Origin of the sequence: Bacillus sp. SM2101, assembly GCF_018588585.1 — a bacterium.
Lineage (GTDB): Bacteria > Bacillota > Bacilli > Bacillales > SM2101 > Nanhaiella > Nanhaiella sioensis.
In genome coordinates this window covers 48,039-72,694 of record NZ_JAEUFG010000017.1, presented here as the reverse complement: position 1 = coordinate 72,694, position 24,656 = coordinate 48,039, and the positions used below count along the sequence as shown (strand labels likewise).

At 32.9% G+C, this 24,656-nt stretch carries 22 protein-coding genes; 5 read left to right on the top strand and 17 right to left on the bottom strand.

The genetic code is table 11. The features are described from left to right. Window positions 1-307 precede the first annotated feature (307 nt). Window positions 308-1,189, bottom strand: coding sequence for an aminoglycoside phosphotransferase family protein (locus JM172_RS16320; protein ID WP_214483439.1), 882 nt, complete (start codon window positions 1,187-1,189; stop codon window positions 308-310). Window positions 1,190-1,531: 342 nt separating this feature from the next. Further along, window positions 1,532-1,726, bottom strand: a complete 195-nt coding sequence (locus tag JM172_RS16315) for a hypothetical protein (protein ID WP_214483438.1) — start codon at window positions 1,724-1,726, stop codon at window positions 1,532-1,534. Window positions 1,727-2,079: 353 nt separating this feature from the next. Between JM172_RS16315 and JM172_RS16310 the strand changes: the two genes are divergently transcribed. Further along, the gene (locus JM172_RS16310) at window positions 2,080-2,535 is read left to right on the top strand and encodes a hypothetical protein (RefSeq protein WP_214483437.1); all 456 of its coding nucleotides are present in this window, start codon (window positions 2,080-2,082) and stop codon (window positions 2,533-2,535) included. Between the two features lie 914 nt (window positions 2,536-3,449). On the opposite strand, the gene JM172_RS16305 is transcribed toward JM172_RS16310, so the two are convergent. The 5 genes from JM172_RS16305 to JM172_RS16285 are packed head-to-tail and all read right to left on the bottom strand — an operon-like array spanning window position 3,450 to window position 8,564. Then, window positions 3,450-4,076: an FMN-dependent NADH-azoreductase gene (locus tag JM172_RS16305; protein ID WP_214483436.1), complete on the bottom strand. Its 627-nt coding sequence runs from the start codon at window positions 4,074-4,076 to the stop codon at window positions 3,450-3,452. Window positions 4,077-4,107: 31 nt separating this feature from the next. Beyond that, entirely contained in the window at window positions 4,108-4,698 is a 591-nt protein-coding gene (locus tag JM172_RS16300; RefSeq protein WP_214483435.1) for an NAD(P)H-dependent oxidoreductase, read from the bottom strand. Next, a complete protein-coding gene (locus JM172_RS16295; protein WP_250886715.1) occupies window positions 4,695-6,026 on the bottom strand; it encodes an MFS transporter in 1,332 nt (443 codons plus the stop codon). The genes JM172_RS16300 and JM172_RS16295 overlap by 4 nt, the downstream gene beginning before the upstream one ends. Then, a complete protein-coding gene (locus JM172_RS25240) occupies window positions 6,019-7,659 on the bottom strand; it encodes a PEP-utilizing enzyme (protein WP_214483434.1) in 1,641 nt (546 codons plus the stop codon). The genes JM172_RS16295 and JM172_RS25240 overlap by 8 nt, the downstream gene beginning before the upstream one ends. Further along, the gene (locus tag JM172_RS16285) at window positions 7,659-8,564 is read right to left on the bottom strand and encodes a PEP/pyruvate-binding domain-containing protein (protein WP_214483433.1); all 906 of its coding nucleotides are present in this window, start codon (window positions 8,562-8,564) and stop codon (window positions 7,659-7,661) included. The genes JM172_RS25240 and JM172_RS16285 overlap by 1 nt, the downstream gene beginning before the upstream one ends. 209 nt (window positions 8,565-8,773) lie before the next feature. On the opposite strand from JM172_RS16285, the gene JM172_RS16280 reads away from it, so the two are divergent. Next, window positions 8,774-9,382, top strand: a complete 609-nt coding sequence (locus tag JM172_RS16280; protein WP_214483432.1) for a TetR/AcrR family transcriptional regulator — start codon at window positions 8,774-8,776, stop codon at window positions 9,380-9,382. Between the two features lie 554 nt (window positions 9,383-9,936). Here JM172_RS16280 and JM172_RS16275 read toward each other — a convergent pair. The 3 genes from JM172_RS16275 to JM172_RS16265 form a co-directional block, all read right to left on the bottom strand. After that, entirely contained in the window at window positions 9,937-12,339 is a 2,403-nt protein-coding gene (locus JM172_RS16275) for a carbohydrate-binding protein (protein WP_214483431.1), read from the bottom strand. Between the two features lie 575 nt (window positions 12,340-12,914). Then, window positions 12,915-13,094, bottom strand: coding sequence for an IS3 family transposase (locus JM172_RS25495; RefSeq protein WP_214483459.1), 180 nt, complete (start codon window positions 13,092-13,094; stop codon window positions 12,915-12,917). A gap of 567 nt (window positions 13,095-13,661) precedes the next feature. After that, window positions 13,662-14,534: a Cof-type HAD-IIB family hydrolase gene (locus tag JM172_RS16265; protein WP_214483430.1), complete on the bottom strand. Its 873-nt coding sequence runs from the start codon at window positions 14,532-14,534 to the stop codon at window positions 13,662-13,664. 212 nt (window positions 14,535-14,746) lie between these two features. Between JM172_RS16265 and JM172_RS16260 the strand changes: the two genes are divergently transcribed. After that, window positions 14,747-15,655, top strand: a complete 909-nt coding sequence (locus JM172_RS16260; RefSeq protein WP_214483429.1) for a class I SAM-dependent methyltransferase — start codon at window positions 14,747-14,749, stop codon at window positions 15,653-15,655. A 112-nt stretch (window positions 15,656-15,767) separates the two neighbouring features. Here JM172_RS16260 and JM172_RS16255 read toward each other — a convergent pair whose 3' ends face one another. Next, complete coding sequence (locus JM172_RS16255; RefSeq protein ID WP_214483428.1) at window positions 15,768-16,898, bottom strand: MFS transporter; 1,131 nt, start codon at window positions 16,896-16,898, stop codon at window positions 15,768-15,770. 445 nt (window positions 16,899-17,343) lie between these two features. Further along, window positions 17,344-18,099 carry a class I SAM-dependent methyltransferase gene (locus JM172_RS16250; RefSeq protein ID WP_214483427.1) on the bottom strand — a complete coding sequence of 252 codons (756 nt, stop codon included), beginning with the start codon at window positions 18,097-18,099 and terminating at the stop codon, window positions 17,344-17,346. Window positions 18,100-18,217: 118 nt separating this feature from the next. Between JM172_RS16250 and JM172_RS16245 the strand changes: the two genes are divergently transcribed. Further along, window positions 18,218-19,147 (top strand): LysR family transcriptional regulator, encoded by a 930-nt coding sequence (locus JM172_RS16245; RefSeq protein ID WP_250886714.1) that lies wholly within the window; start codon window positions 18,218-18,220, stop codon window positions 19,145-19,147. Between the two features lie 167 nt (window positions 19,148-19,314). Here JM172_RS16245 and JM172_RS16240 read toward each other — a convergent pair whose 3' ends face one another. The 3 genes from JM172_RS16240 to JM172_RS16230 form a co-directional block, all read right to left on the bottom strand. Beyond that, a complete protein-coding gene (locus tag JM172_RS16240) occupies window positions 19,315-19,674 on the bottom strand; it encodes a DUF6176 family protein (RefSeq protein ID WP_214483425.1) in 360 nt (119 codons plus the stop codon). A gap of 125 nt (window positions 19,675-19,799) precedes the next feature. Further along, window positions 19,800-20,345, bottom strand: a complete 546-nt coding sequence (locus JM172_RS16235; RefSeq protein WP_214483424.1) for a hypothetical protein — start codon at window positions 20,343-20,345, stop codon at window positions 19,800-19,802. Between the two features lie 251 nt (window positions 20,346-20,596). Next, window positions 20,597-21,130, bottom strand: a complete 534-nt coding sequence (locus JM172_RS16230) for a GrpB family protein (RefSeq protein ID WP_214483423.1) — start codon at window positions 21,128-21,130, stop codon at window positions 20,597-20,599. Window positions 21,131-21,655: 525 nt separating this feature from the next. On the opposite strand from JM172_RS16230, the gene JM172_RS16225 reads away from it, so the two are divergent. Then, window positions 21,656-22,978: an erythromycin esterase family protein gene (locus JM172_RS16225; protein ID WP_214483422.1), complete on the top strand. Its 1,323-nt coding sequence runs from the start codon at window positions 21,656-21,658 to the stop codon at window positions 22,976-22,978. A 114-nt stretch (window positions 22,979-23,092) separates the two neighbouring features. Here the strand turns inward: JM172_RS16225 and JM172_RS16220 are convergent, their stop codons facing one another. After that, the gene (locus JM172_RS16220; protein WP_214483421.1) at window positions 23,093-23,905 is read right to left on the bottom strand and encodes a patatin-like phospholipase family protein; all 813 of its coding nucleotides are present in this window, start codon (window positions 23,903-23,905) and stop codon (window positions 23,093-23,095) included. 86 nt (window positions 23,906-23,991) lie between these two features. Beyond that, window positions 23,992-24,621, bottom strand: a complete 630-nt coding sequence (locus JM172_RS16215) for a DedA family protein (protein WP_214483420.1) — start codon at window positions 24,619-24,621, stop codon at window positions 23,992-23,994. Window positions 24,622-24,656: the final 35 nt, after the last annotated feature.

The following is a 24,656-nucleotide window of genomic DNA, read 5'->3' as shown; positions in this document are numbered from 1 at the left end:
AAAAGCTTCCCTAATAGTTTATACGTAAATGGAAAGATTAAAATTTCATGTCAACTTTAAAACCAATACACATAATTTAGGGTAGCCTGTAAATAAGCTCTTACATAAGATCTACGTGTTATTTAAAAGTAAAACAACCTTCCGAGATATAACCTAGTTACTAAATATAATCACAAAAAAACCTTCCAAAATGTATATTTGGAAGGTTTTTTGTTATGGACAGTTTTAGTATCGCTTGAATAAATAACGTCTTTCATTGAAAAATGTTTACAAACATTAGCTAGTTTTATTGAGTATGGATATTATCTTAAAATAAATTATCATGATTTAGCCATTTATCAATATCTACATCGCCTTGAACAGATAATAAACGGTATAAATAACGATAAGGTAATCTACAATTACTCAAATCAGGAATAGACTTAACTCTTTCATAGCCAGTGATAAAATCCTTAACATTATCTTTGTCTAAGATATACTCAAGTCCAATAAAATCTAACTCTCGTGGAGCTATAACATATGCCTCGGTATCTACTAGTCCAGTTAACTCTTGATTGTTTGACAGAAATTGTGTTGGATCGATATCAACTAATACAAAAGTAGTGAATTGCGGATTCGGGAGATTCTCAATCATAACGGACATTTCAGGAAGTTTCTCTCGTATTGCTGCATGATCTTTGTGAAATTTTAAAACTAAATCCCTAATTATCTCATTTACATGCTGTTTGTACCTCTCAAGTGGAACTTTAAAATTTCCAGACGGACTACCCACGTAATTTACTTGGTATTGATGAATTTTAGCCAATCCCTCTCCAAGATTCTGTAATATTGACGGAGGTTGATTTTTAAATGATTGAACAACTGCTCCAGTTAATTTTTCTACCACTACAAATTCCCTTGAAGAAATAGTTCTCTTTTTTAATACCTTTGGAATTGGAATGGGGGAAATATCATGGAGTATATTATTTACTTGTTCTAAACCAAACACATTTCTCGGATCAATTCCAAATAAGCTCTTGCAACCCCACCAAAACTCATTGCTTGGTTCGTCACTCATTCGCGAAGAACGTACCACTACCTCTTGCTCATCTGTTTTCACTAACCACACATCACTAGCATGATCATCATATCCAGGATCTAACTCTTGAACCTCTTTAATAGATTCTTCAAATAATAATTGTATATCCACAAAGTAAACCTACTTTCTGTATGAATATTTTATAATTCATAAATGCTATTTATACTTAACACCAATTATTTCAAACCTGTAATATTTAGACAATCTTATATTCCAAATTCATTGCCTTAAATAAAAAAGACGCTAATCAATTGCCGATGAGCGTCATTTGCTGAAGAACATTAGGATTTCTAATGTATAAAAGTACTTATTATTCATTAAATTAGACCAGATAGTCTTTCCTACCTTCTTGAGCCATTTTGTGGAATAACATTTAATTATTAACACAATTCAACTTGTGTTTAATATCATAATTCATTATTTCTATACAGTTCCTGATTGACTCGGAATAAATTACGAAGGAGAATACTCATTATTCAAATCAAATATTTCATCAGGGAAATTAACAAGATCAGTAACAGTCGGGATGTTATAAGTTTGATTTTGAGTATTATTTTCAGCTCTAAATGCTGATTCAGGTTCTGTTGGTCCTGTTGGTCCTTGAGGTAGTGGTGGGACAACTCTACATTTACAATCTCTATCTTTCATTAGTAATTGTCACCTCTTGTAGTTGAGTATACTATATATGTATTTTTCTTTTCTATAGAAGGTTGGACTAACGTGTTTAGCGTGACTAAAATATACAGAAGTCTATGTTAATAACGGACGAAGGTAGCTAAGTTACTAAATAGTGCAAAATGAATTCCTGATTATGTAAAATTAATTAGTTCCTATTTTCCATTTTTGAAAAACTGGAACTAATCGACTCACTAAGCATGCAGTTTTCTAATAAATTGAATATGTAGACAGTTGCCAGTTTCACAGGTAATTAATCATACATTTACTATATAAAAGAGATGCATTTAATCACTTTGAAATATCACTGAAAGGAATGAACTCTTTTGGCAGACTGTCAATGTAAAGGGAAGACAATCAATGAACTAATGTGCAATTGTCAATTTGATACTATAACTTTGTCGGATAATAGTTCCTCTACATCGTTTATGAATATATCATTAACAACAGAAGCTTTAAAGGTCACAAAAAAGGACTTGGTTGTTAAAATTGATACAATGATAGATATACAAAAAATAGCTGTTGCAGGTGGCACCCTTAATATCAATTATGTAGTTGAACGAATATCAGGAGGGGATACTACAACGTTATGTAGTTACAATGTGTTTGAACAAAGATCCAACCCCTACACATTAACTCCAAATAATACAGTCTGTGATGAACCAGGATTAGGTTGTCATATGTACCAACTCTCCCTTATAGATGTCGGATCAAGCCCTACCTTAGAATTAGAAAGTAATTGCAGATGTATAAATGTCACTACTTTTCAAAAAGATAAATAAACACAAGAACTGCCCTACTTTAATCAAATAGTAGGGCAGTTTCCATGTCACCATGCCAATGTAATACATAATGTGTTTTCCTTATTTGTTGGTGCATCCAATAAGAATAATAGTTATTCAACACAATATTTATTATGTTTCAGAAAAACATCTTCTTTCACTTCATTTGAGAGAGCTTGTGCTGAAGTGATATTAAAGATAAGTTCCCTATGTTCAACATTAGTGTGACTGCCTACAATGTATATCGCTTTCGTTTTCTGATATATTCTTTTCTATTGTCATTTTATTAATTTTCAACACTATCTTCTGGGGTATCAGTCATTATAATATGGATTCTATCATAGAGGACATCACCATGATGAAATGAGTAATTTAACGTACTTTCATGAACAATATGTCTTCTGATATCTCCACTTATTCTTTCTATTTTTCACACACAGGACAAATTCAAAGTAAATTTTATTAAGGTAAGAAAAATATCTGACATATAAAGTTTCTTCAAGCAATTCATCTTTAATAGCTCCAACGTTTTCCTTTTCAACAGGATTATAATCATTTACATAACTACGTATAGTACTTGTACACCTCAATGGTCGCCATTATACTTATGATCTTAATAGTTTTAAAAAATGGTTCAAAATATCCAACAAGACATTTTTTACATCTTTATGTGAGATGACGTTCAGATAGAGAACTTGTTAGGTGGATTCACCCTAACAAACGGATAATAAAAAATGGCTGCCAATGTTGCAATATATACTGTCTTAAGGAACTATGATTAGATTATATGAATTTAAGCCCCAATTAAGTAAGTCCATATTTCCCATACTCATAAATTCGAAGTTCCTACTGAAATTTCTTTCAACAACGTTAGGTACCTTCTACACGCCAAGAAGAGCGATAGTTATACTTAATTAAAATAATCTTGCAACCTCTTTTGCATTGTTAGCTGCTTCAAGGTATATCTCTTCAGCTTTTGAATGATCTAAATTTACACCCTCACACAAAACAACTTTAAAGTTTTTAACCCCTAAAAAATTCATGACAGTTTCTAAATAGCTTTTTGTATGCTCGGAGCTTGCTCCTGAACCTTCTGAATAAATCCCCCCACGTGCCTCAAGTAAAACAACAGCTTTATCTCCTGCTAAGCCCACCGGTCCATTCTCTGTGTACTTAAAAGTTTTGCCTGCAATGGATATGGCATCAATATATGCCTTTACCATAGGTGGAAAACCAAAATTCCACATAGGTGCAGAGAAAATGATTTTATCTGACTCTAAAAATAAGTCGGCTAGTCGGTTTATTTTATTTATTTTCTCTAACTCTATTTCATTAAGCTCTTGTTTTAACACGACCTTCCCTCTAGCAGATAACACATCACCATCAATAAAAGGAATCTCTTCCTTGTACAAATCTAACTCTATAATTTGATCATTTGGGTTCTGCGTTTGGTATTCATCAATAAACGTTTTTGCTAAACGCAGTGAATAAGATTTTTTCTCTTGTTGTGGATTTGCTTTCACTAATAGTACTTTTTTCATTTTACTTCTCTCCCTATATTACTGAGTTTACTTAGCTACTTATTTGCTGAAAATATTGGTAAACTTTTTCTAGTTTTTTTGTATGTTTTCCTTTCTGGTTCTCCATATTACCGAATTCAAAAAACTTTACATCTTTAATTCCTACAAAATTGAATACTAACTTTTCCATTGAACGCTTATGGGAATTTCTCAATATAAGTAACGGATAAAGAATTTCCGGTCCTTTCATTGTTGAGATACAAACAACAGATTTTCCCTTCAATAGCCCTTCTGGCATAATTTTCCCAACATTTTTATATGCAAAATTTGTTGAGAATATTTGATCTATATAGCCTAAAAGCATTGCTGGTGGTCTTCCCCACCAAATTGGATAAATAAAAACAATTTTATCTGCCCGAATAATTTGATCTCTATACTTTTTTAAATCAGGATCCTTATGCATGTCCCTTCTTCTTTTATCCTTATTAAATACAAGCGCAGGATTAAATCCTTCCTCATATAAATCGAGTACTTTTATTTCCTTAATATTGGAATTCTCTCTCATTCCCTTTAAAGTTTTTTGCAAAAATGAATAACATAAACTGGAATGATTCGGATGTGTATAAATAATGAGTGTATTCATATTTTCACCTCATATTTTTTTGTATTTAAATTTGTTCTATTTTTCAGAACTAATCCAAGTGAAAGGATAAGACCTATGATTGAAAAACACAGTAATAATAAAAAAAAGAATGTATTACCTATTAAAATAGCAACTACCACGGATGCCATTATTCCACCCAAATATCTAAAAGTAGAGTAAATGCCAGAAGCAATTCCCACTTTCTCTCTTGGTACAGATTTCAAACTATTGATCTGCATAGAGGCAATTCCAATTCCTGAAGAAAAACCACCAAAAATTAATGCAATTACAACAAACGGATAAGAAGATTCATTACTAAACGTGAAATAAAGTAGTGCTGTGATGCAACATAAGAAAAAGGATATAGAAATGACTTTTTCCTTGCCAATCTTATTGGCCAATGTCCCTCCTATCCATGAAGATAATGACATAGATAGGGCAAAATAGAATAACATCATACCAATTGTGCTGATACTAAACTGATTCAGTGAAATAGGAATAAAAAGAACCGTACTGTACATGAAAAAGTTATTAATCATAATAAATAAGTTTGCAGTAGTAAAATGGATATTTTTAAACATACTAAATTCAATTAAAGGAGCTTTGCTTACTAGCTCTTGATAACTAAATAAGGCAACTAAGATAAATAAAACAAGAGTCGTCCAACCAGTTATTAATTCTTTTTTGGTTGCAAATAATGTAATAAATGTCAATATTGCACCAAGGTATAAAGTACCTGCTATATCCAAGGTTTTGTTATTAGGTTGGGCATCGTTCACATTAGGTACAATAAGCCAAGTGGCAATCACACCAATGACCAGAAAAGGAATATTAACCCCAAATATAGCTTCCCAACTGAATGAACGGATTAAAAACGAACCCAGTAGGGGGCCTATTGCTGCACCTAAACCCATCGTAAGGCCAAAAATACCAAAAGCATGACTCAATTTTTTTGTTGGAATGGCGAAACGAATAATCGCGGTAGCATTTGGGGTTAATAATGCACCGCCTAGTGCTTGTAAAGAACGGAATAGAATAAGAGAAAACAAATTAAAAGAAAAAGCACAAGCGATCGATGAGATAAGAAACACAATAAACCCGATCTGCATTACTTGTTTATTCCCATATAAATCCCCTAATTTACCCGCAATGGGCTGCACGACTGCCATAACAATTAAATAAATAGTAACCACCCATGATATATCAGTAATTGAAACATTCAAATAGGATGCAATACTAGGAAGCCCAACAGCGATCATTGTTGAATTAACAGGGACTAAAAACGTCCCTATTAATATAGACAACAAAATCAGATTTGTTTTATTCAAGAATGGTAACTTCACCTTTAGCACCATCCACTTTAACCACATCTCCGTCTTTTAGTGTAGAGGTTGCAATTTTCGTTCCAGTTACACAAGGAACTCCATATTCTCTTGCAACAGTAGCAGCATGTGATAGAATTCCACCTACATCTGTAACAATGACACCTGCTAAGTTAAACAATACTGTCCATGGTGGTGTAGTCGTTTTACAGACAAGGATATCTCCTTTTTTCACCTTATCAAATTCACTTTGATCACTAACAACCTTTACTGTTCCAGTGTGTACTCCTACGCTACTAGAATAACCCGTAAATGTTTTCTCCTCTTCATTTAAGTCAGCCATTCTTGTACCAAACATTCTTTCTGTGATTGGATCTGACGAACGCCCCTCCGGTCGATTACCATAGAAAGGAACAGGAGTAATTGCTTCATTGTTCTTATGTTCCTCTTTTCTTTCTTTGATCAAGTCAAATACTGACTTAGGCTGTCTTAATAATTCAACTAATTCGTCTAAATAAAGGTAAGAAATATCTTCTTTCTTTTCGATGACAGAATGGTTAACTAATAAACCTCCAACATTTAATAAAAATAGACGTGCTTTTGCCGGTAACATCGCATCAATATAAAAATGATGGTCTTCATTAATTCCCCACATTCTTAGTGCCATACCATAAAGCGAAATAAATGTTTCTTTTAACTCCCCATCAGGCATTCTAGCTAATACTTCATTCACTTTTTGTTCTCTCTTATTGATCCCTTCTTGCAGCTCAGCTTCGAAATCAAAATCTTTTTCAATATAGTTTTTAACCAATGTTAAAGCATGATTCGGATTTTCCACCCATGTTTCTTCATTAAATTCATGATTGCTCGCACGGTAACCATATGTTTCCAAGAAAGTTTTGACAGTAGTTAAAAACTGACGGCCTTCATCCACATTATTAAGTGATTCACTTAAATGATTCACATCTGAATTATTAAATATTTCAGATAAATTTCCTGAATCTTTTACAATTAAAGAAAGCCTCCACAGTTCTCTGTCTGTTTCAATTGATTTATTCATGGTTCCTAATAACAAATCATATACTCCTGTTGTGTCTTTGGTATTTAACAACTTCCCGTATATCTCCTCAAGAGCTAGCCCCATTGACATTTTTGGCATCACTACTTCAAAGTGTATGGACCAAATTTTCAAATACATCTGATAAAGTTCTAACACTCTTTCTTCTGCTTCTTCTAAGGATAACTTTTGTTTTTTTGCTTCATCCAGTATGCTGTAGTATGGAAGTAGAGTATTTTCTACATATTCAAAAAGAATTTCTGATGCTCTTGGAAAAACTGTTGTCATCACTTCTTTATGTTCCGCTACTCTCGTCTCAGGGTTATCATGTACTTTAACTGTTTGGTAATGGTAGCCTTTCGAAATTTTAAATTGAAATTGTTTTAATGGGAGTTTCAATTTTTCAAAAGCTTCCAATGTCCCACTAGAAACTGAAGGGCCCATGAATGAAGCAAATAAGGGAGTAAGTGGCTTCGAGAAATGTGCATCATTGTATTCCCAAAACCATTTCTTCTCTACCTCCGATATTATTAAATTTTGTTTAAAATCCTTTAAATCTACATGATATACATTGGATGTCATTATACATTTTCTCCTTTTAAAGTCGTAATAGGTCTTGATTGCAAAATATAAATGATGTTATTTTTTATAGCAAATTCTATATCTACTGGATTTTCAAAGTAATGTTCTATTTTCATTGTTATATCAACTAGTTCTAGAATCTCTTCGTCACCCAAGCAAAATATTTTTTGTAGATCCGTAGAAACCACTACAGATTCATTTCCCTCTTCCTTAGCAATTATTTGGATCTTTTTATCACCTAATTCCTTTACAATGTGTTTGTTTTCTTTGTTAATTACATACATATCTGGAGTTACACTACCATCCACAATTGCTTCTCCTAATCCATAACTTGCATTTACTAGTATTTCGTTTTGGTTATTCGTTACTGGATTAGAGCTGAAAATTACGCCCGATACATCTGCGTTAATCATCTGTTGAACGAAAACACCCATCTGGATATTCGAGAGAGATATATTATTGGTTTTAGCATAGTCTAGTATGTGTGCTGAAAAATACGAAGCCCAGCAACGCTTAATACTATCCAATAATTGATCCAAATTTTTCACATTCAAAATTGTTTCATATTGCCCTGCGAAGGATGCGTTATTTAGGTCTTCCATTGCTGAGGAAGAACGAACGGCTAGTATTACATCAGGACTGGTTTTTATAGCGTTGAAAAATTTTGATATGGATAATTCCAGTTCCCTTGGATATTCAGCAGTTAAAACTTCTTCTTGAATGTGTCGGTTATTCTTGGACCTGATATTGTTATGTGTAAGAAATTTTTTAAAAGAATCTGAAGTTAATACAAATCCATCTGGTATTGAAGGTATTGTTGATTTTATTTTAGATAGGTTCATCGCTTTTGAACCTACCAACACTTTCTCTAGTTTTATACAATCTGTTAAACTTACAACATTCATTTTTTTGATTCTCCTTCCAAGGGCACAATTTAATAAGTGTATATTACCCAACAACATGTTGATTATTTTATAACCTGTTGTTTATACTGTTATTATATTTGAAATTTACGATGACACAATAATCAATGTTTCTTCATTTGTTTAATACACGACATCGTAAAATGAATTGTTGTTTAAAATAATAAAAAAAATGATTGGATGGGTACATTATGGCAAATAAAGAAGATTTACGAATCACTCGTACGAGAAAACTAATTGGAGAAGCCTTCTTAAAATTACTCCAACAAAAAGGTTTTGATAGCATTACAATCCAAAACATTGCAGATGAAGCGATGATAAACCGCGCGACATTTTATTTACATTATCAAGACAAGTATGATTTATTAGAGCAAATGATGGATGTAGTATTAAAAGAACTCATCACATCTTATGGTGATTCTAATAAACATATCGAAGAGCAACAGTTTAAAATAACAAACCATCAAATGACCATTCAGAGAGTTTATGAAAGTGTTGAAAAACATCGTTTCTTTTACCAAGTAATGTTCGGAAAACATGGAGTTTATGAATTTAGAAAAAACTTAGAGGAAGTCATGATTGGTAAATTCGAAGAAAATTTTAAAAATCTAGGAATGACAGATGCTGATTTTAAAATTCCAAAAGAAGTACTTCTTCATTTTTCTAGCTCAGCTTTTGTCGGAATAATAGATTGGTGGTTAAGAGAGGAAAATCATAAATCTCCAGAAGAAATGTCCGTTATGATATCTCAAATTATTTTGAGAGGACACACGAATGCAGCGGGAGTTGAGATTAGATAAAAATGTTATTCTATAAGTAAATTCTAAAAGAGACTGGAATCTACAATTAATAAATTTGTTTACTTCTCAGCCTTCAAATTCATTTAACCCCGTCCTAATTTTTTTGAGACGGGGTTAGAAAAGATCTTTTGTAATCTAATTGGTTGTTTCATCAGAACTAATAAAAGAGTGGAATAAATATAAATTGTAAAAAAACATTGGGAAACGTGTGTGCTAAAATTGCATATTCAAAACCTTTCTTTCAAAATAAGTATCCGAATATTAGTCCACCAATACCATTTAGTATGAAAGATCTAGTGATTAGATTAGTTGTTAACTCTCCAAACATTACATCAGGTTTATACGTCTATCCTAAAAATATACAATTAATTCTTAATCGACTCAATGGACATACTAAGGACAAAACTAAAGGCCTGAATCCACCTCTAAACCGGAATCAGACCCTGTAAGCAAACTAATGAACTTGTCTAACTTTATAAGGATCATTAGTTTTTTATTTTACTAGATTATAAAACTAAACTTAGTTGAGTATTTGCATAAATTATGTAAAAGTATTATCTTGGAGTATAAAAATTTTGGGTATAATAAATTCTATATTGACTATCTGGGTTATAGTAAACACCTGTACCTAACCTTTCTCCATTACCCAAAATATTAGCACGGTGTCCTGATGAATTCATCCAACCTGCATTAGCATAAATGGCATTATACTGACCAGCTGCTATATTTTCTGCAATCAAAGAAAAGGATAAAATCCCTTCATTTCTCAACCGATCAACTACATTTTTGCCGTCTGGATTTGTATGATCAAAGAAATTTTTCAATGCCATATCTTTACTATGATTAAAAGCAGCCTTTGAAACAGTTTCATCGTAAACAAATGGCTTTAAGTCTCTTTTTACCCTTTCTACATTTGCTAAATCAAATATTTGTTTAGCATATACTTCAGTTAAATTTGTAGATGGGTTGCCATAATAACTACGAAATTGGTCTTCTGTATCCTTATTTATATATAATATCCCAGCTACTTCCTGTTGTTCATATATATCGTAGAAGAATGTTATATAAAGCTCTTCAACTGAATATGTAGCTACTTCATTAGGTGATTCGTTTATCCAAAATCTCGTGTTTCCTTTCAAATAATACTCTAATGGCTCACCATAAATTTCATCTACATTCGTCTTATTATCTCCGTATTTTAAGTGAGATGGCGTGGTCCAATTTGTCGCATTCGTAAATAAGGCAACTACTTTACTATTTTCTACACCAACCATTAAGAAGTTTTCATAGGATTGGTTATAAATATACCATGTAAATCCATATTTACTAACATCTTCACGCTGTGGTGGACCTAAGATTTCAAGAACTTGTGCTAAAGAGTCCCCTACTCCAATTTCTTGTATTTCATATCTATCAGATTGTGGGGGATTTTGATTGTCATCTCCCGCTGAATTTTCTGGTTGTTCATCCGGCTCCTCTTCTACTGACTCAACTTGACCTGTTGTACCAGTGAATACAAACCAATTTAAGTTTCCAATCCCTGGAGCTACTCCTTTGAAAACTAAATACACATCATGTTTGCCAGTGACATTAGAGATAGTAGAAGTATTTGTAACCCAATTTTGCCATCCACCAGTATGTTGAATATCTACTGTGCCCAGCAAAGGTCCATTAACACCATCTAACCTCACTTCAATTGTTCCACCGATGGTTTGACTAGCTACTCTTGCTTCAATTCCTTTCGGGGTTTCTGTGCCAAAATCAACATTTTTAAATGCGATGTAGTCGCCATTATCTGTCCAACCAACGTTTTGTCCACTACCTACGTCAGTAGTAACTTCCGTGTCAATTCCTCTCATAAAATCGTAATTTTCTGCTTCGATCTTCTCAAACGGATTAATTGTATTGAGATTCGATGGTTCTGGCTCTGGAACTGGTTCAGGTGTCGGTTCTGTTGGTTCAGGTTCTGGAACTGGTTCAGGCGTCGGTTCTGTTGGTTCAGGTTCTGGAGCTGGCTCAGGTGTCGGTTCTGTTGGCTCAGGTTCTGGAACTGGCTCAAGTGTCGGTTCTGTTGGCTCAGGTTCTGTCATAACTCCAGTAGATGATGTAAGGACCATTTCATCGATACGAACAATTTTACCAGTACCTATGCCTTCGTAACGTAAAAATATTGTATTCGTTAATTCCGCCTGAAAATCAGCTAATGGTATTGAGATTGTTTGGTAATTGCTTGTTATATTGCCGTAGTCAGATAATTTTAGCGAGTGATTTGTTCCATCATTTAAAACGATGTTTATGGAATTTCCCTCAACAACATTTGGACTTTTTAAAGTAAGCTCCAATGTATCATAAGCAGAAATATCTCGATTTATGTATTGATCAAATGACTCAGCTCTCGATCCACCGTTAAAGAAAAAATACAGATTTCTATTACCTTCAAGGTTGTAAACCCCTCCGTTACGTATAATAGATTCGTTTAAGTCGTTTTTATTTGAGTTCCATTGTTCCCATCTGTTAAAATCGTCAATCACAAGTCGCTCGACATCTGTATTAGGCTCAGGTACAGGTGTTGGTTCTGGTTCTGGTTCTGGTTCTGGTTCTGGTTCTGGCATCGCTTCCAATCCATGCGGACTTTCATACCAAGGTGTGTTATATGCTGGAGTACCATTGTTATAAGTAAAACTGTAATTAATAATGTCACCAGCTTCTAGCCCACCTAATTCATGTGTAAAAGTCGATCCTTCCTTATTCATTCTTACATTTTGCTGGACACCTGTATTAACTTTGTAATGAACATCTACCCAGCTCGTATTTACGTTTGAAGTAAATGAAATTTGAGATTTAGTTTCAGTTAAATTGCTAACTGCGTGCTGGTAGTTAATAGCTGCTGCAATATTACCACTTAACATTGGTGATAATAATGTTAGCATTATCATTACCAAGAATGTCTTTTTCAACATTTCGTCCCCCCGTACAGATAGTTTGAAATTTTTAGAAATTATTATTTTGAAATTTACTCCGCCTCCTTCCACATATATATTTCGTTCACCTTGTCTCTTAAAGGGGGGCTTAAAAAAACAAATCATTTAATAACCTAGTAATACTTCAAGAGTTTAAGCTTGTAAGTTTACTGTTCTTTATTTCTACCTTAAAATATCCCTTTATTATGTACGGTTGTGGTTGCATATCTAAACCTACTATATTAATTGGGTTCTTAGTATCAGCTTTTGAGAATGCATTTTTAGTAACAAAATCAAACTTATGATTATATTATGATTTACTGTAATTGTATTTCTAGTAGATTATGTTAAGCAATGGCTAGTTTCTACAAAGGTTCAAAACACGATTGAAAAAGTAACTTGGCTTGGTGTAAAATTACTTTTTACTAACGCTAAACATTAGGAACCATTTTGGTGTTCGTGTTTTATCGCAGTTTAAAGTCTGCTACGTAATATAAGAATTTTCCTAAACAATTTGACCCTAAAATAAACAAGGTTAACCAGTTTATAAAATACAGGACAAAACTAAAAGATCATGTCACATGGAGAAGATAATTTCTGTATTGAACAGGAGTCATCTTCTTTAAGTTCCATTGATATCTAAAATTGTTGTAGTACATCATATTACTTCTTACTTCTCTTTTCAGTCCCTCCAAAGTGCTACACGGTTTTATATAGAATTCACCTTTAAAGTACCCAAAGAAGGACTCTATTGGAGTGTTATCCTAACAGATTCTTCACCTTGACATTCATTGTTTAAATCCCAGTTTTTTCACATATTACTGAAAGGTTGGGCTAGTATAGTGTACTTCTTGATTAAAGTGAAGAAAGGTACCTTCTGCAAACTTTAATTGCTTTATGTTGTATCACAGCACTACTTTATTTCATGTTTAGTAATAAATCTAATGGAACAGCTTTATGTCAATTAACAGCTATTTATTCAGATATTATTTTCTTTTCACTATAAAAACACCCCTTTAGATACCATATCCAAAGGGGAATACCAACGCATTTTTTTGTGAACATCGTGACTTTATCCAACACAACACATCTCATCTTTCTTTCAAATCTACATCAAAATGTGTTTTGACCATAATAGGTGTTTTCTAAAAAACTATTACTTTTTTAACTTAAAGCTTTTCAATAAATATTTGATATTAAAAAGTCTCGTGATTAAATTAAAATCACTTATCGGATAGGTTGTTAAATTAATTTGTAAAGTGAGGTATACCCGATGAGACTCTCAACCGCAACTATTAACGTGACGGACAAGATTCTATTTAGTTATCACCTGAACGACTTACTTCACGGAGAAATTCTTTTCGTTGTTGCTTACGAAAATGTTCTTTAATCATATATGTTACACCTTGTTGATTACTCGTACGTGTAATCCAATCTGCTGCCTTTTTCACCTCATTAGGTGAATCCCACATCGCTACACCTAAGCCTACTTTTTTAACTATAGGTAAATCATCTATCGCATAACCAATTGCAACCATTTCATTCAATTGAATACCAATATGCTCACCTAATCTCTTCAATCCGTTAAGCTTTGACACCCCTTCTGGAATAATTTCAATTTTATTTTCAATATGTGCAAGTATAGAGAGCGTTGGGAAAGCTTTGCTAATCGTTTCCTCTACTTTTTCCTTCTCATCTTTATTGGAAAAATACACTTCTATTTTTAGAGCTGAGACTGGATTATCGCGTAAATGGTCACCTAATGAATCAACAAATTGCAATGGATAAAACAAAGGATCACCACTATTTAAAACTGCTTTTGCAACTATATTTTCTGTTGCTCTTTTTCTATTGCCTAAAGAGAATTTTTCATGAATTAATCTTATATTGCAATCATAATTTTCTAACACTTGCACAATATTAAAAGTTCTCTCCTCTGATAAACCATTTACATAGATTGGACGATCTATAGAACTAGCAATAAAAGCCCCATTAAGAGTTACAAGTAAGGAATCTATTTTTATAGCCTTCGCTACTTTTTGAGCTGACAAAAAGTTTCTGCCTGTAATTAGTGTTACATACACATCTTTATTTTGAACAAACTGAATTGCTTCCTTTACACCTTTTTGTAACCGACCATTTGACCGTAGTAGAGTTCCATCAATATTGATAGCGAGTAAGCGGTAATACATTACTACCTCTCCCTTCTAGCTGTAACTATGTTTATCTATAATACTTATGTATTAATAAAAAGAAATAGAACTATAAAAATATATTGACGAATATTTAATTATATGTTATAATTAAATATTTATTTCTATTTCTGCCATTTCTGTGTTAGAATATGATTAGCGCTGATTGAACTAAGTAGTTAACTACTTAAATATGTTAAGGAGATGTTTAAGTGAATAACAAAGCAAGCCTAACCGCAATTGTTAGTGCCTTTGCTAGATCCTATCATTCACAACACCATTCCCCCATCATCTTTGATGATTTCCTTGCACAAGAGCTAATATCAGACGAAGAAAGTGCCATGATTGGACATAATTGGGCTAAGGCCATATCATTTTTCAATCCAGAAAACGCATCAAAATATAGCAATATAACAGATGCATTAAATTGGGTTATGAGCACCCAATGTATTCCTCAAACTGTGAGCCGAGCAAAATATGTGGAGGATTGTTTAGAAAATGCTATTACTAGAGGGGTTGAACAATATATTATATTGGGAGCAGGCTTTGACACATTTGCGTATCGCAAAACGGAATTAATAAACCATTTACAAGTTTTTGAACTTGATCATCCTGCAACTCAGACTCTCAAAATAAAGCGAATGGCTGAACTCAAGTGGGAAATACCTAACAACGTGCAATTCATCCCTATAGACTTCACAGAAGAAAACATTACTAATGTGCTTATTAAATCTTCATTCTCACCTAAGAAATTGACGTTTATCAGCTGGTTAGGTGTAACGTATTATTTAACGATAGACACGATATTTGAAACATTACAAGCATTAAAAAGAATTATACCCACTGGAAGTTCAATTGTATTTGACTATTTAGATGATACTGCATTTGACCCAGACAGAGCATCAAAACGTATATTACAAATGCAAGAAATAGCTAAACAAGCGCAAGAACCTCTAAAAACTGGCTTAGACCCAAATACGATGGACTTATCACTTCAGCAAATAGATATGCTACTTTACGAACACCTTTCTCCTGAGGATATTGACAAGCGATATTTCAACAACAGACACGATCTATTAAGCGCTTTTGAGCATTTTTATTTTGCTCAAGCTACATTTTAACAACTTGTAAAACTAAGATAATAATATAGCATGCTTTTATTAGAACATAAGGAGGGCTATTTGAAATTGATCTTTTCAAATAGCCTCATTTTTTTATAACAACTAAACAATGTTAAATTGGTTTAAAGTTTGTCAACTTGAATGAAAACAGCGCTGCTATAATCGTTACAATCGCACCAATCAGAAAAATAATCATAGATCCAAACATTGTCCAAACTACTGCCCCTAGAATTGGGATACAAACTGCGACAACGTGCGCTATTGTACTACCCATTGCTAACGTCGCACTTAATTCATCTCTGGGAACAAGACGTCCTACGAAAGATGAAATACCGATATCGTCAAAACCAACTAACACATCATCAATGATAAAAAGAAAATAAATAAGATAGACATAATCGAACAAAGCATACCCTACGAATACAAACGTAACTAGGATATAATTAACCGCAAGTGCTCTTCCTTCACCCCATCGCTGTATTGCCTTACCAACTAATGGACGCGTAATAATGGCGCATATACTGTGAGCAGCCATAAGTAGTGCCATTAATTGTACAGAAGTATTAAATGTTTCAACCAAGAGTAATGTCCCAAAAGTAATAAAAAACATTTCCCTTGTCGCAGACAAGATAGTCAACAAATAATAAGGAGTATACGCCCTTTTAAAAACTAATTTCACTGTGGGAGAAGAGTAACTTTTAGCTCGCACGATCTTCACCCCTGCAATTGTGCTAATCAATGCGAAAATACTGCTTATAATAAAGATTGTTTCAAATGAAGATACCGTACTAATTCCCCACACTAAACCCATTCCTAATAAACTTGCTACTGCATTATAACTTGCAATTAGTCCAAATTTATAGGAACGATCCCGTTCTGTAGAAAAATCAGTTACTAAATAATCTCCTTGTATCCCCCTTAAATGTGTCCCAGTACTATAAATTAAAGTGAAAATAATAATGAATAACAAATTGTCAGAGACAGTATATAAAACTAACCCTGCTGCAATCACAATTAGAGAGCAAATCCACACAGCTTTTGGGGTAAACCGTGATGCAATAAGGACAATTCCAACTGCAAATAATCCAGGCAGCTCCTTCATTCCATCAACCCAACCATATTGAGTCGGAGAAAAGGACAAATGATCTAATAAGTAATTTTTATAAACTCCCTGATACATAGCGACCGCTACACTTGATAAAACAAATGAATATAATAGGATGCGGAAATTCTTTTCTTTCATTTCAGTTAACACTCCTTCAACTTTTTTGCAAACTTATACTTTCGTCAAGCAAAAATTGAAGGAGCTCTTGGGTAGCAACCAATTAATAAGTTACGAGCAGATGTTCAAACTCATTTAATTCATATAAAAATAAATTCATACCCCATTGACGTCATCCTTTCTATATAGCTTTAAACACTTCCCGATGCTAACATATAGTATAGAAGATTAAAATTTAGCATTCAATATATTCATAATAATATGATTTTTATAACAAATAAATCATATATATCTAAATTATTGACTCTTTTCGTAAACTTTGTTGCTATAGTTCCTTAAATTGAAGATTAGAAAGTCGTTTTACTCAACAGTCATCGTTTTATTGAAGAAAAGATGCCCCTAAACCTAGTAGTATACGTGTTTATTTTTTCGTACGAAAAATTCATTCTATACGCATACAGCGAACTTATTTTACAGCTATAATACGAATCCTTTTATAATCCGCAACCCAAGATCCTTGATGAAACAATTGAGGTTTTATTTTCTCATTAACTAATCTGTATAAATGAAGCTGCTGTTCTTCACTAAACCCAACAAAAAAATCGCTAGCAAAACTATCTAACCAATGATTCAACCCTTCTTCTTGGTCGGCCAGTAATGTCGGTCGATCAAAATATTGAGCGTAATGAACTGTAAAACCATGCTCTTCAAGTAAAGTAGTGTATTCTCCTACACTTGGAAAATACCAAGGGTTTCTTACTGAAGCATCTATCCCAAACTCACTATATAGTACACTTGATATAGCTTTAATAATTGTTTCTACATTGTATTTCCCACCAAACTCAGCTACAAACCTTCCACCCGGCTTTAACGCATGTGAAATATTTTCAACAACTTTTGACGTCTGCTTCATCCAGTGAATAGCCGCATTGGAAAATACAGCATCATATTTATCGTGAGTTAGAAAGGTTTCACCATCTTGGATAAGAAATGAAATGGACGGATACTTGCTTCGTGCTTGTTGAATCATTTCTTCAGACGAGTCAATTCCAACTATCACTGATCCAAATTGAAATATCTCATTTGCAAGGTCACCTGTTCCACAACCTAAGTCAAGAATTTCTTCTCCTTCTTGTGGATTAAGCAGTTCTATTAGTTCTTTGCCAAAATTTGAAACAAAATGTTGCTTGTCATCGTACAAGTTTGCATTCCAGCTATTCAATGGCTTACCCCTCCTCTAGCATTAATTAAAGGTAGTTTCATCATAGCCAATGGAAAAGTATTCGTCTAAGATATATAATCTATTATATTAATAGCTTTTAGCTATGGAGGTTATATTGTTGGAAATAAGATTATTAGAATACGCACTCGCTATATCCAAGAGCCGAAATTTTACTAAAGCAGCAGAGAGCCTCCACATTGCACAACCATCATTAAGTAAGCAAATTTCTAAATTAGAGAATGAATTAGGGGTACAATTATTTATTCGTAAGCATGGCAACATTACTCCAACTCCTGCTGGAGTGAGATTCTTAAAAAAAGCGGAAAAGATTGTCCTTATGCGGAACGACTTAATTCGTGAAATGAAAGAAGTTAATCAAGGAACAAGCGGGGAGTTAATCATCGGTTCAACAGCAGTCACAGGTGGTCATGTATTACCTCCACTTCTTCAAGAATACAAACAAAGATACCCCAATGTTCAAATTAAGCTAGTTGAAGAATCAACAAAACAGCTTACTTCCTTAACTGCTAAAGGGGAAATCGACATTGCTATAGTAGCTCTCCCAATAGAAAATACATACTTAACTACAAAAACAATGTTTACCGAGCCACTTCACATCGTTCTACCGACAAAAATAACCTCTTGGATGCCGAGCCATATTCAAAGTCTATTAACACCATCACAGATACAGCACGCCCGTACTCTTTCATTAGAAAGCTTGTCCCAATGTCCATTTATCCTGCTAAAGCAAGGTTTTGGGTTTCGAAATTCGGTATTAGAGTTATGTGCAAAGAGTGGGTTTCAACCTCAGATAGAGTTTGAAACAAGTAGTATTGAAACAGCGCAGTCACTAGTAAAAAATGGCCTCGGCGTGACGGTTGTACCGAATATGGTCGTACATCAAAATGTTAATAAACAACTTACTTACTTTAAAATAGATTCAAATCCAACAAGGACACTTGTCTTTGCTTATCATCACGAACGTTACTTAAGCTCACCTTCTAGAGCACTCATGAATGTTTTTGCTGAATTAAATAATTTAAATTAATATGTTTACCTTTAGTAGACTTTGATCTAATTTTATAGGTGGGGTTCTACTCCACCTATAAAACCAAAAACCCCACTAAATGTAAAAGTGGGGGTTAAAATCGACTAGATTAAATCCGAATTTTTATTCACGTATGTATCTTTTGCCTAGAAAAAAATTTGTTAGAATTAAATGATATGTTTGCTAATTTTATCAGGTACCATAACAACTTCTGTAGTTATTGGTGTTTGTTCCTCTTGATCAATACATTCTTCCCAATACTCCATATGCTTCTTAATTATTTCATTCTTATTGTTTATTTCATCTTCCGTAAGTTCTACATTCATTTCATTATCACCTTGTATTGCATACCAATAAAGAAATTCACCATCAGCATTTTTTTCACGAAACATTGTTTCTACATACAAATTTTCATTTTTCAATATAATAAGTACCTTATCCATGTTTTGATTTAACATGTCCATCCATTCATCCACACGTTTCGTTTTACCTTCTTTAATACGATATTTACTTAATCGAACTTTCATTTAGCTTTACCTCCTACATTAACTTCCATCCTAATTAATATATCATACCTTTTCAAATAAGTTTGTGTTTTACTATTAAAAACCAGCTCCCTTAAAGGAAGCTGGTTTATGGGTAATTAATAACCTTATTCCTCAATGAATACAAACTCAGTTGGACATCCTCGAATACCCTTACTTATAAGCTTAATCGTCTTAGAAGTGTTCTCGATAAACTGAAGATGAAAACGATTAAACCTAGTAATAAGTTCTTTATTATTAGCTAAGTCTTCTCGTGTAATATGATAATCTTCTAAACTACTAGGGTATTGATGTTGTAGCAAAACGCTTTCGATCTCTTCAAGTAACTTGAACATATCGATATCCTGAAAGTGATGAACACTAGCTTTTATTGATGACCAATTTTTCGGTTGGGCATAAAAATATGAACTCCACCAATACAACTCTACTACGGATTTTCTTGCATGATCATAAAACATATGAAATACGAATAAAGCTTGTTGCCCAGTAGTTAGCTGTTCATAAAATTGCTCTTTAAAAGCGGACATGCTTTGTAAAGTTTGCTCAACCATACTATTTTTATAGGCTATGATCAAAGGTTCAAAGCATACTTTACAAAGCTCCTCATGAGCTAACGTGTCAAATTCCTTTCTTGTCATCTTAACTATCAACATTTATCACTCCTCCAACTTATTATACATTAATTGGAAGAAATAAAGCTGTTTGTATTTGCTTATCAAGCTATTAAATTCATTATAGTCCTTAAATATATTATTGGAACCCAATGAAATTTTAATAAAATATTTTAGTCGAAGCTTATCCCGATCATTTATACTGCCCTTAAGGTGTAGATGATAAATTTAGTACTCTAATTTTCTCATAAATGCAACAAACTTTAATTCATTAACCTACTCCAAAATTGATGTCAATTTTGTCTTTGACTTAGAACCTTAGCTACAAAACTATTTTTTTCTTCGGAATAGGCAGATACATTATTGGGATATTTAATAGCTAGGGTCTTTTTAAGTGCTTCATATTCTTTAGCCATTTGAGGGTTATTATTTAAATAATCTCTGAAAAACGTGTGTTGTTGCCACCAATCACCCTTATATTCAACGATATGAAGAATATGAGATTTTGTCATGGTATTTAAATTTGAAAATTTCGCAAACACTTCTTTACCTTCTATTTCAACTTTAGATAAATGATAATAGCCTTCTTCTTTCAGAACGTTTGTATCAAACTGTTGTATATCACTTAAAGATTCAACACCAACTAATATGTCAAGTATGGGCTTTGCCAATATACTCCGAATAGCTGCACTACCTATATGTTGAATATCTTTTACATAGTTACCAATTAATAAATCCAAAGTCTCTTTCTCTTCTAAAAACAGGCTATTCCATTCTGAATATTTATTTTCTACTAGCTTAACTTCACCTTTGTTCAAACCTAACATTTCCCTCCCCCTTCTGAAATCACTGGATATAACGCAAACTATATAGAAATAATTTCAAATTACTAAAATAGTCTTTATCAGATAAACTTAACAATTCAAAGTTTAACTAAATTTAACTATATTGATAATCATTTCACCATATAGTAAAATATGGATAATCATTACCTGCTTGAGGTCCAATAATGAAATAATCTTTTTTTATTGTTTTGGTATAAACAGCAATACTCATTTACTTTACTCCATATGGTAGATTAGGTTTACTTATTTTTCAAGTGACATTAATAATTAAAAACAGAAAGAAATCACAATAAAAGCGTTAATAAGAAAATCCCAAGCGCTAAGCAAAAAAAAGGTAAATGATTATTAAATTTTCTAAATATACTGAAAAGGGTGTGAACACTTTATTAGCTCTTAAGTTATCTCAGTATTACGCAAAATCGTTTTAAAAAAGCAAAAAACACATTCCATATTCACAAGAATTGTTGATGGATTTATAAGAAAAATATTAAAAAAAGAAGGTAAAATATGAGATTATTTCGGAAAACTTTATCATTATTCATCTATACTTTATTCACTTTTCTATATTTATCAGGATGTGAAATCCAAACATCATCACATAATAGTGAAAAAGTTATCTCACTGAAAGCAGATCATATCGGTCAAATAAGTAGTTCTAACAAAGCTAACTTCGATTTTAAAAGCATAGATTTGAAAGGTAATGACTTTAGTGACTTAATGTTTCTGAAAGATATATTAGCAGATAAAAGAATTGTCATGCTCGGTGAAAGCTCTCATGGGGTTGCAGAATATAATCAAATGAAAGGCAGGCTCATTAAATTTTTACATGAAGAGTTAGATTACAATGTAGTAGCTTTCGAAAGCGGCATGACAGAGGTTAATCTGACAAATGAACTGTTGCTTGAGCTAGATTCAATTACTGGCATGAAGAAATCTCTTTATAATATTTGGCATACGAACAATAATACATATTTATTTAAATATATACGAGAACAGAAATCTACAAGTCAACCTATCAACCTTGTTGGATTTGATATGAATTCAATGGGTACAAGGGAGGGATTGCTATACGATTTTTTTGAGGATATAAATTTAGAGTATGCAAAAGCTATTGAAATAGCAGAAAAAGAGTTTTATTCTTTAACACAACTAGGCAATCCTATTCCAGATGAAAGAAATAAAAAGTTAATCGATCAATATAAGAATTTATTAAGTAGTTTGAACGAAGAAAATTCTAATCTAGCTCGATCTTTAAACGAGAATATCCAACAATTGTTTGATAAAATATTCAAACAAAGATTATATTTACTTACTAACATATACAACAGTAGTGAAGAAATAAATTATATGAACTTAAGAGATAAAATCATGTCAGAAAATTTAGTATGGTTGCTTAATGAATTATATCCTGATGAAAAATTCGTTGTATGGGGACATAACGGTCACATTATGAAAAACAATTCAGCCACTAGCAATGGTTGGTACGTTAGTATGGTAGAATATTTACCAGAGTCTATAAAAAATGAAGCATATGTTATCGGATTATATATGTATAGTGGTAAACATAAATCCCTTGACATTAAAGAAATTGTGGATGTTAATACGAACCACAAAACTAACTCAATAGAACATCGGCTTAATCAATCAGGATATCCAGTGACCTTTTTAAATATCAATATAAAAGATGATAAAGCAAATAGTTATTGGTGGAATTCGGAAGCAATAGGAAAACACGATGGTAGAAGTGATATTCTATTTATACCGAGTGAGCAATACGATGGCCTTATATTGATAGATAAAGTAAGTCCACCATCATATACATTGCAATAGCGAATTGGCGTACCATCATCTAGATAGATTCATCGATAAATGAATCTATCTAGATTTTTCACTGTTAGTTGTAAAAATAATTTTCGTACGTTTTCTTCATTCATTTTACTAACTTTAGACAGTTAACCTTTTCTCGCTGAATTCTTGAGGATACATGCAATTGTTCGTATGTTGGTTGAGCTCACTAATGGAAAAAGCATCACATGCCTGCTCTCTTCCTAATTCTACAAATTTACCTAAGGATTTTTTCTGAAATCCACCTACACCTTGTAAATCAATTTCTATAATTACATCTGCATATTTTTCTACAAGCTGGTTTGTATGATATTTACTTGCTACGCCTATGTATCTTGAAAGCTGATGTAGTATATTTTTTGGCTGTTGATCTTTTGATCCTCGTAGGCAAACAGCAGTAATATGCTTAGCACCCATTTCTTTTACGATATCGACAGGATTATTATTTAATATATATCCATCAACTAATAGCTGATTGCCATAATTAACAGGTGCAAATATGCCAGGAATGGCTACACTTGCATGAATAGCTTTGGCCACTTCACCTGAACGAATGACAACTAGTTTGCCAGATAACAGATCTAAACTAACTATTGCAAGTGGGATCTCTAGATCAGTAAAATACTTGCCGTCTGTGAGCTGTAGTAGCTTGTCATAAATTCTTTTCCCTTTAACAAATCCTTTTTTACCCAATCTTATATCTATTAATTTTCTTAATGAAAGTTCATCTAATTCCTTTTTCATTGTTTCTGGTTTCATAGCACAAGCGTATAAGCCGGCAATGACAGCTCCTGCGCTCGTTCCAGCAATATGTGTAATTTCCATATTTTGTTTCTTCAATTCGTTAAGTACGCCAATATGAGCAGCACCTCTTATGGAGCCACCACTCAACGATAAGCCTGTTCTGATCATTCCACTTACCTCCCAGCCCAATATTTTGATTAGAGGTTGGTAACAGCTTTCAGAGTTAACACATGATGATGTCCTTATACTGTAGTTCACTTGTTCAAAGCTACACTATCTTGTTGTTGTTTGCTGTTCTCGATTTCCTCCTTCATATAAGTTCCAGCATTATTTTTTAACTTTATCCACAATAAAATGAGATAACTAATGAGAATTAATGCGCCTAAGAGATAAATATATACATCATATTCCTGAAACAATTGCTTTACTTTCGTTACATTTCCAAGTTTGCCAATCATGAGAACGGCAACTGACCATGGCAGGATTCCCAAAAAAGTATGAACAAGATAAATACGTAACTTTACATTACTTATACCAGCTACATAAGAAATATAATTTCCTATACCGAATGGTCTTGATAAAGAGATACTCCAAACTCCATACCTTCTAAACCAACATCTAGCTTTCTCCATACTTATCCAAAATCTCTTTGGGAATAAGAAGGTCATTTTTGCACCGAGTACATAAGGAATGAGGCTCGCTACCGTATACATACTTGCCATACCAAGCGAGGTGAGTACAATCTCCATATGACTAGGATTTAGCAACAGACCGTACGATAAAACGACCACAATTCCCGGGAATGGTATAGATGAGCCTTCTAAAAACATGGATATAAATAAACCAATCGTACCTAGATTTTGTATAAGTTCTAGCATATTCATCTATCTTTCACCCTTTTTCCTATATAAGATGCTGG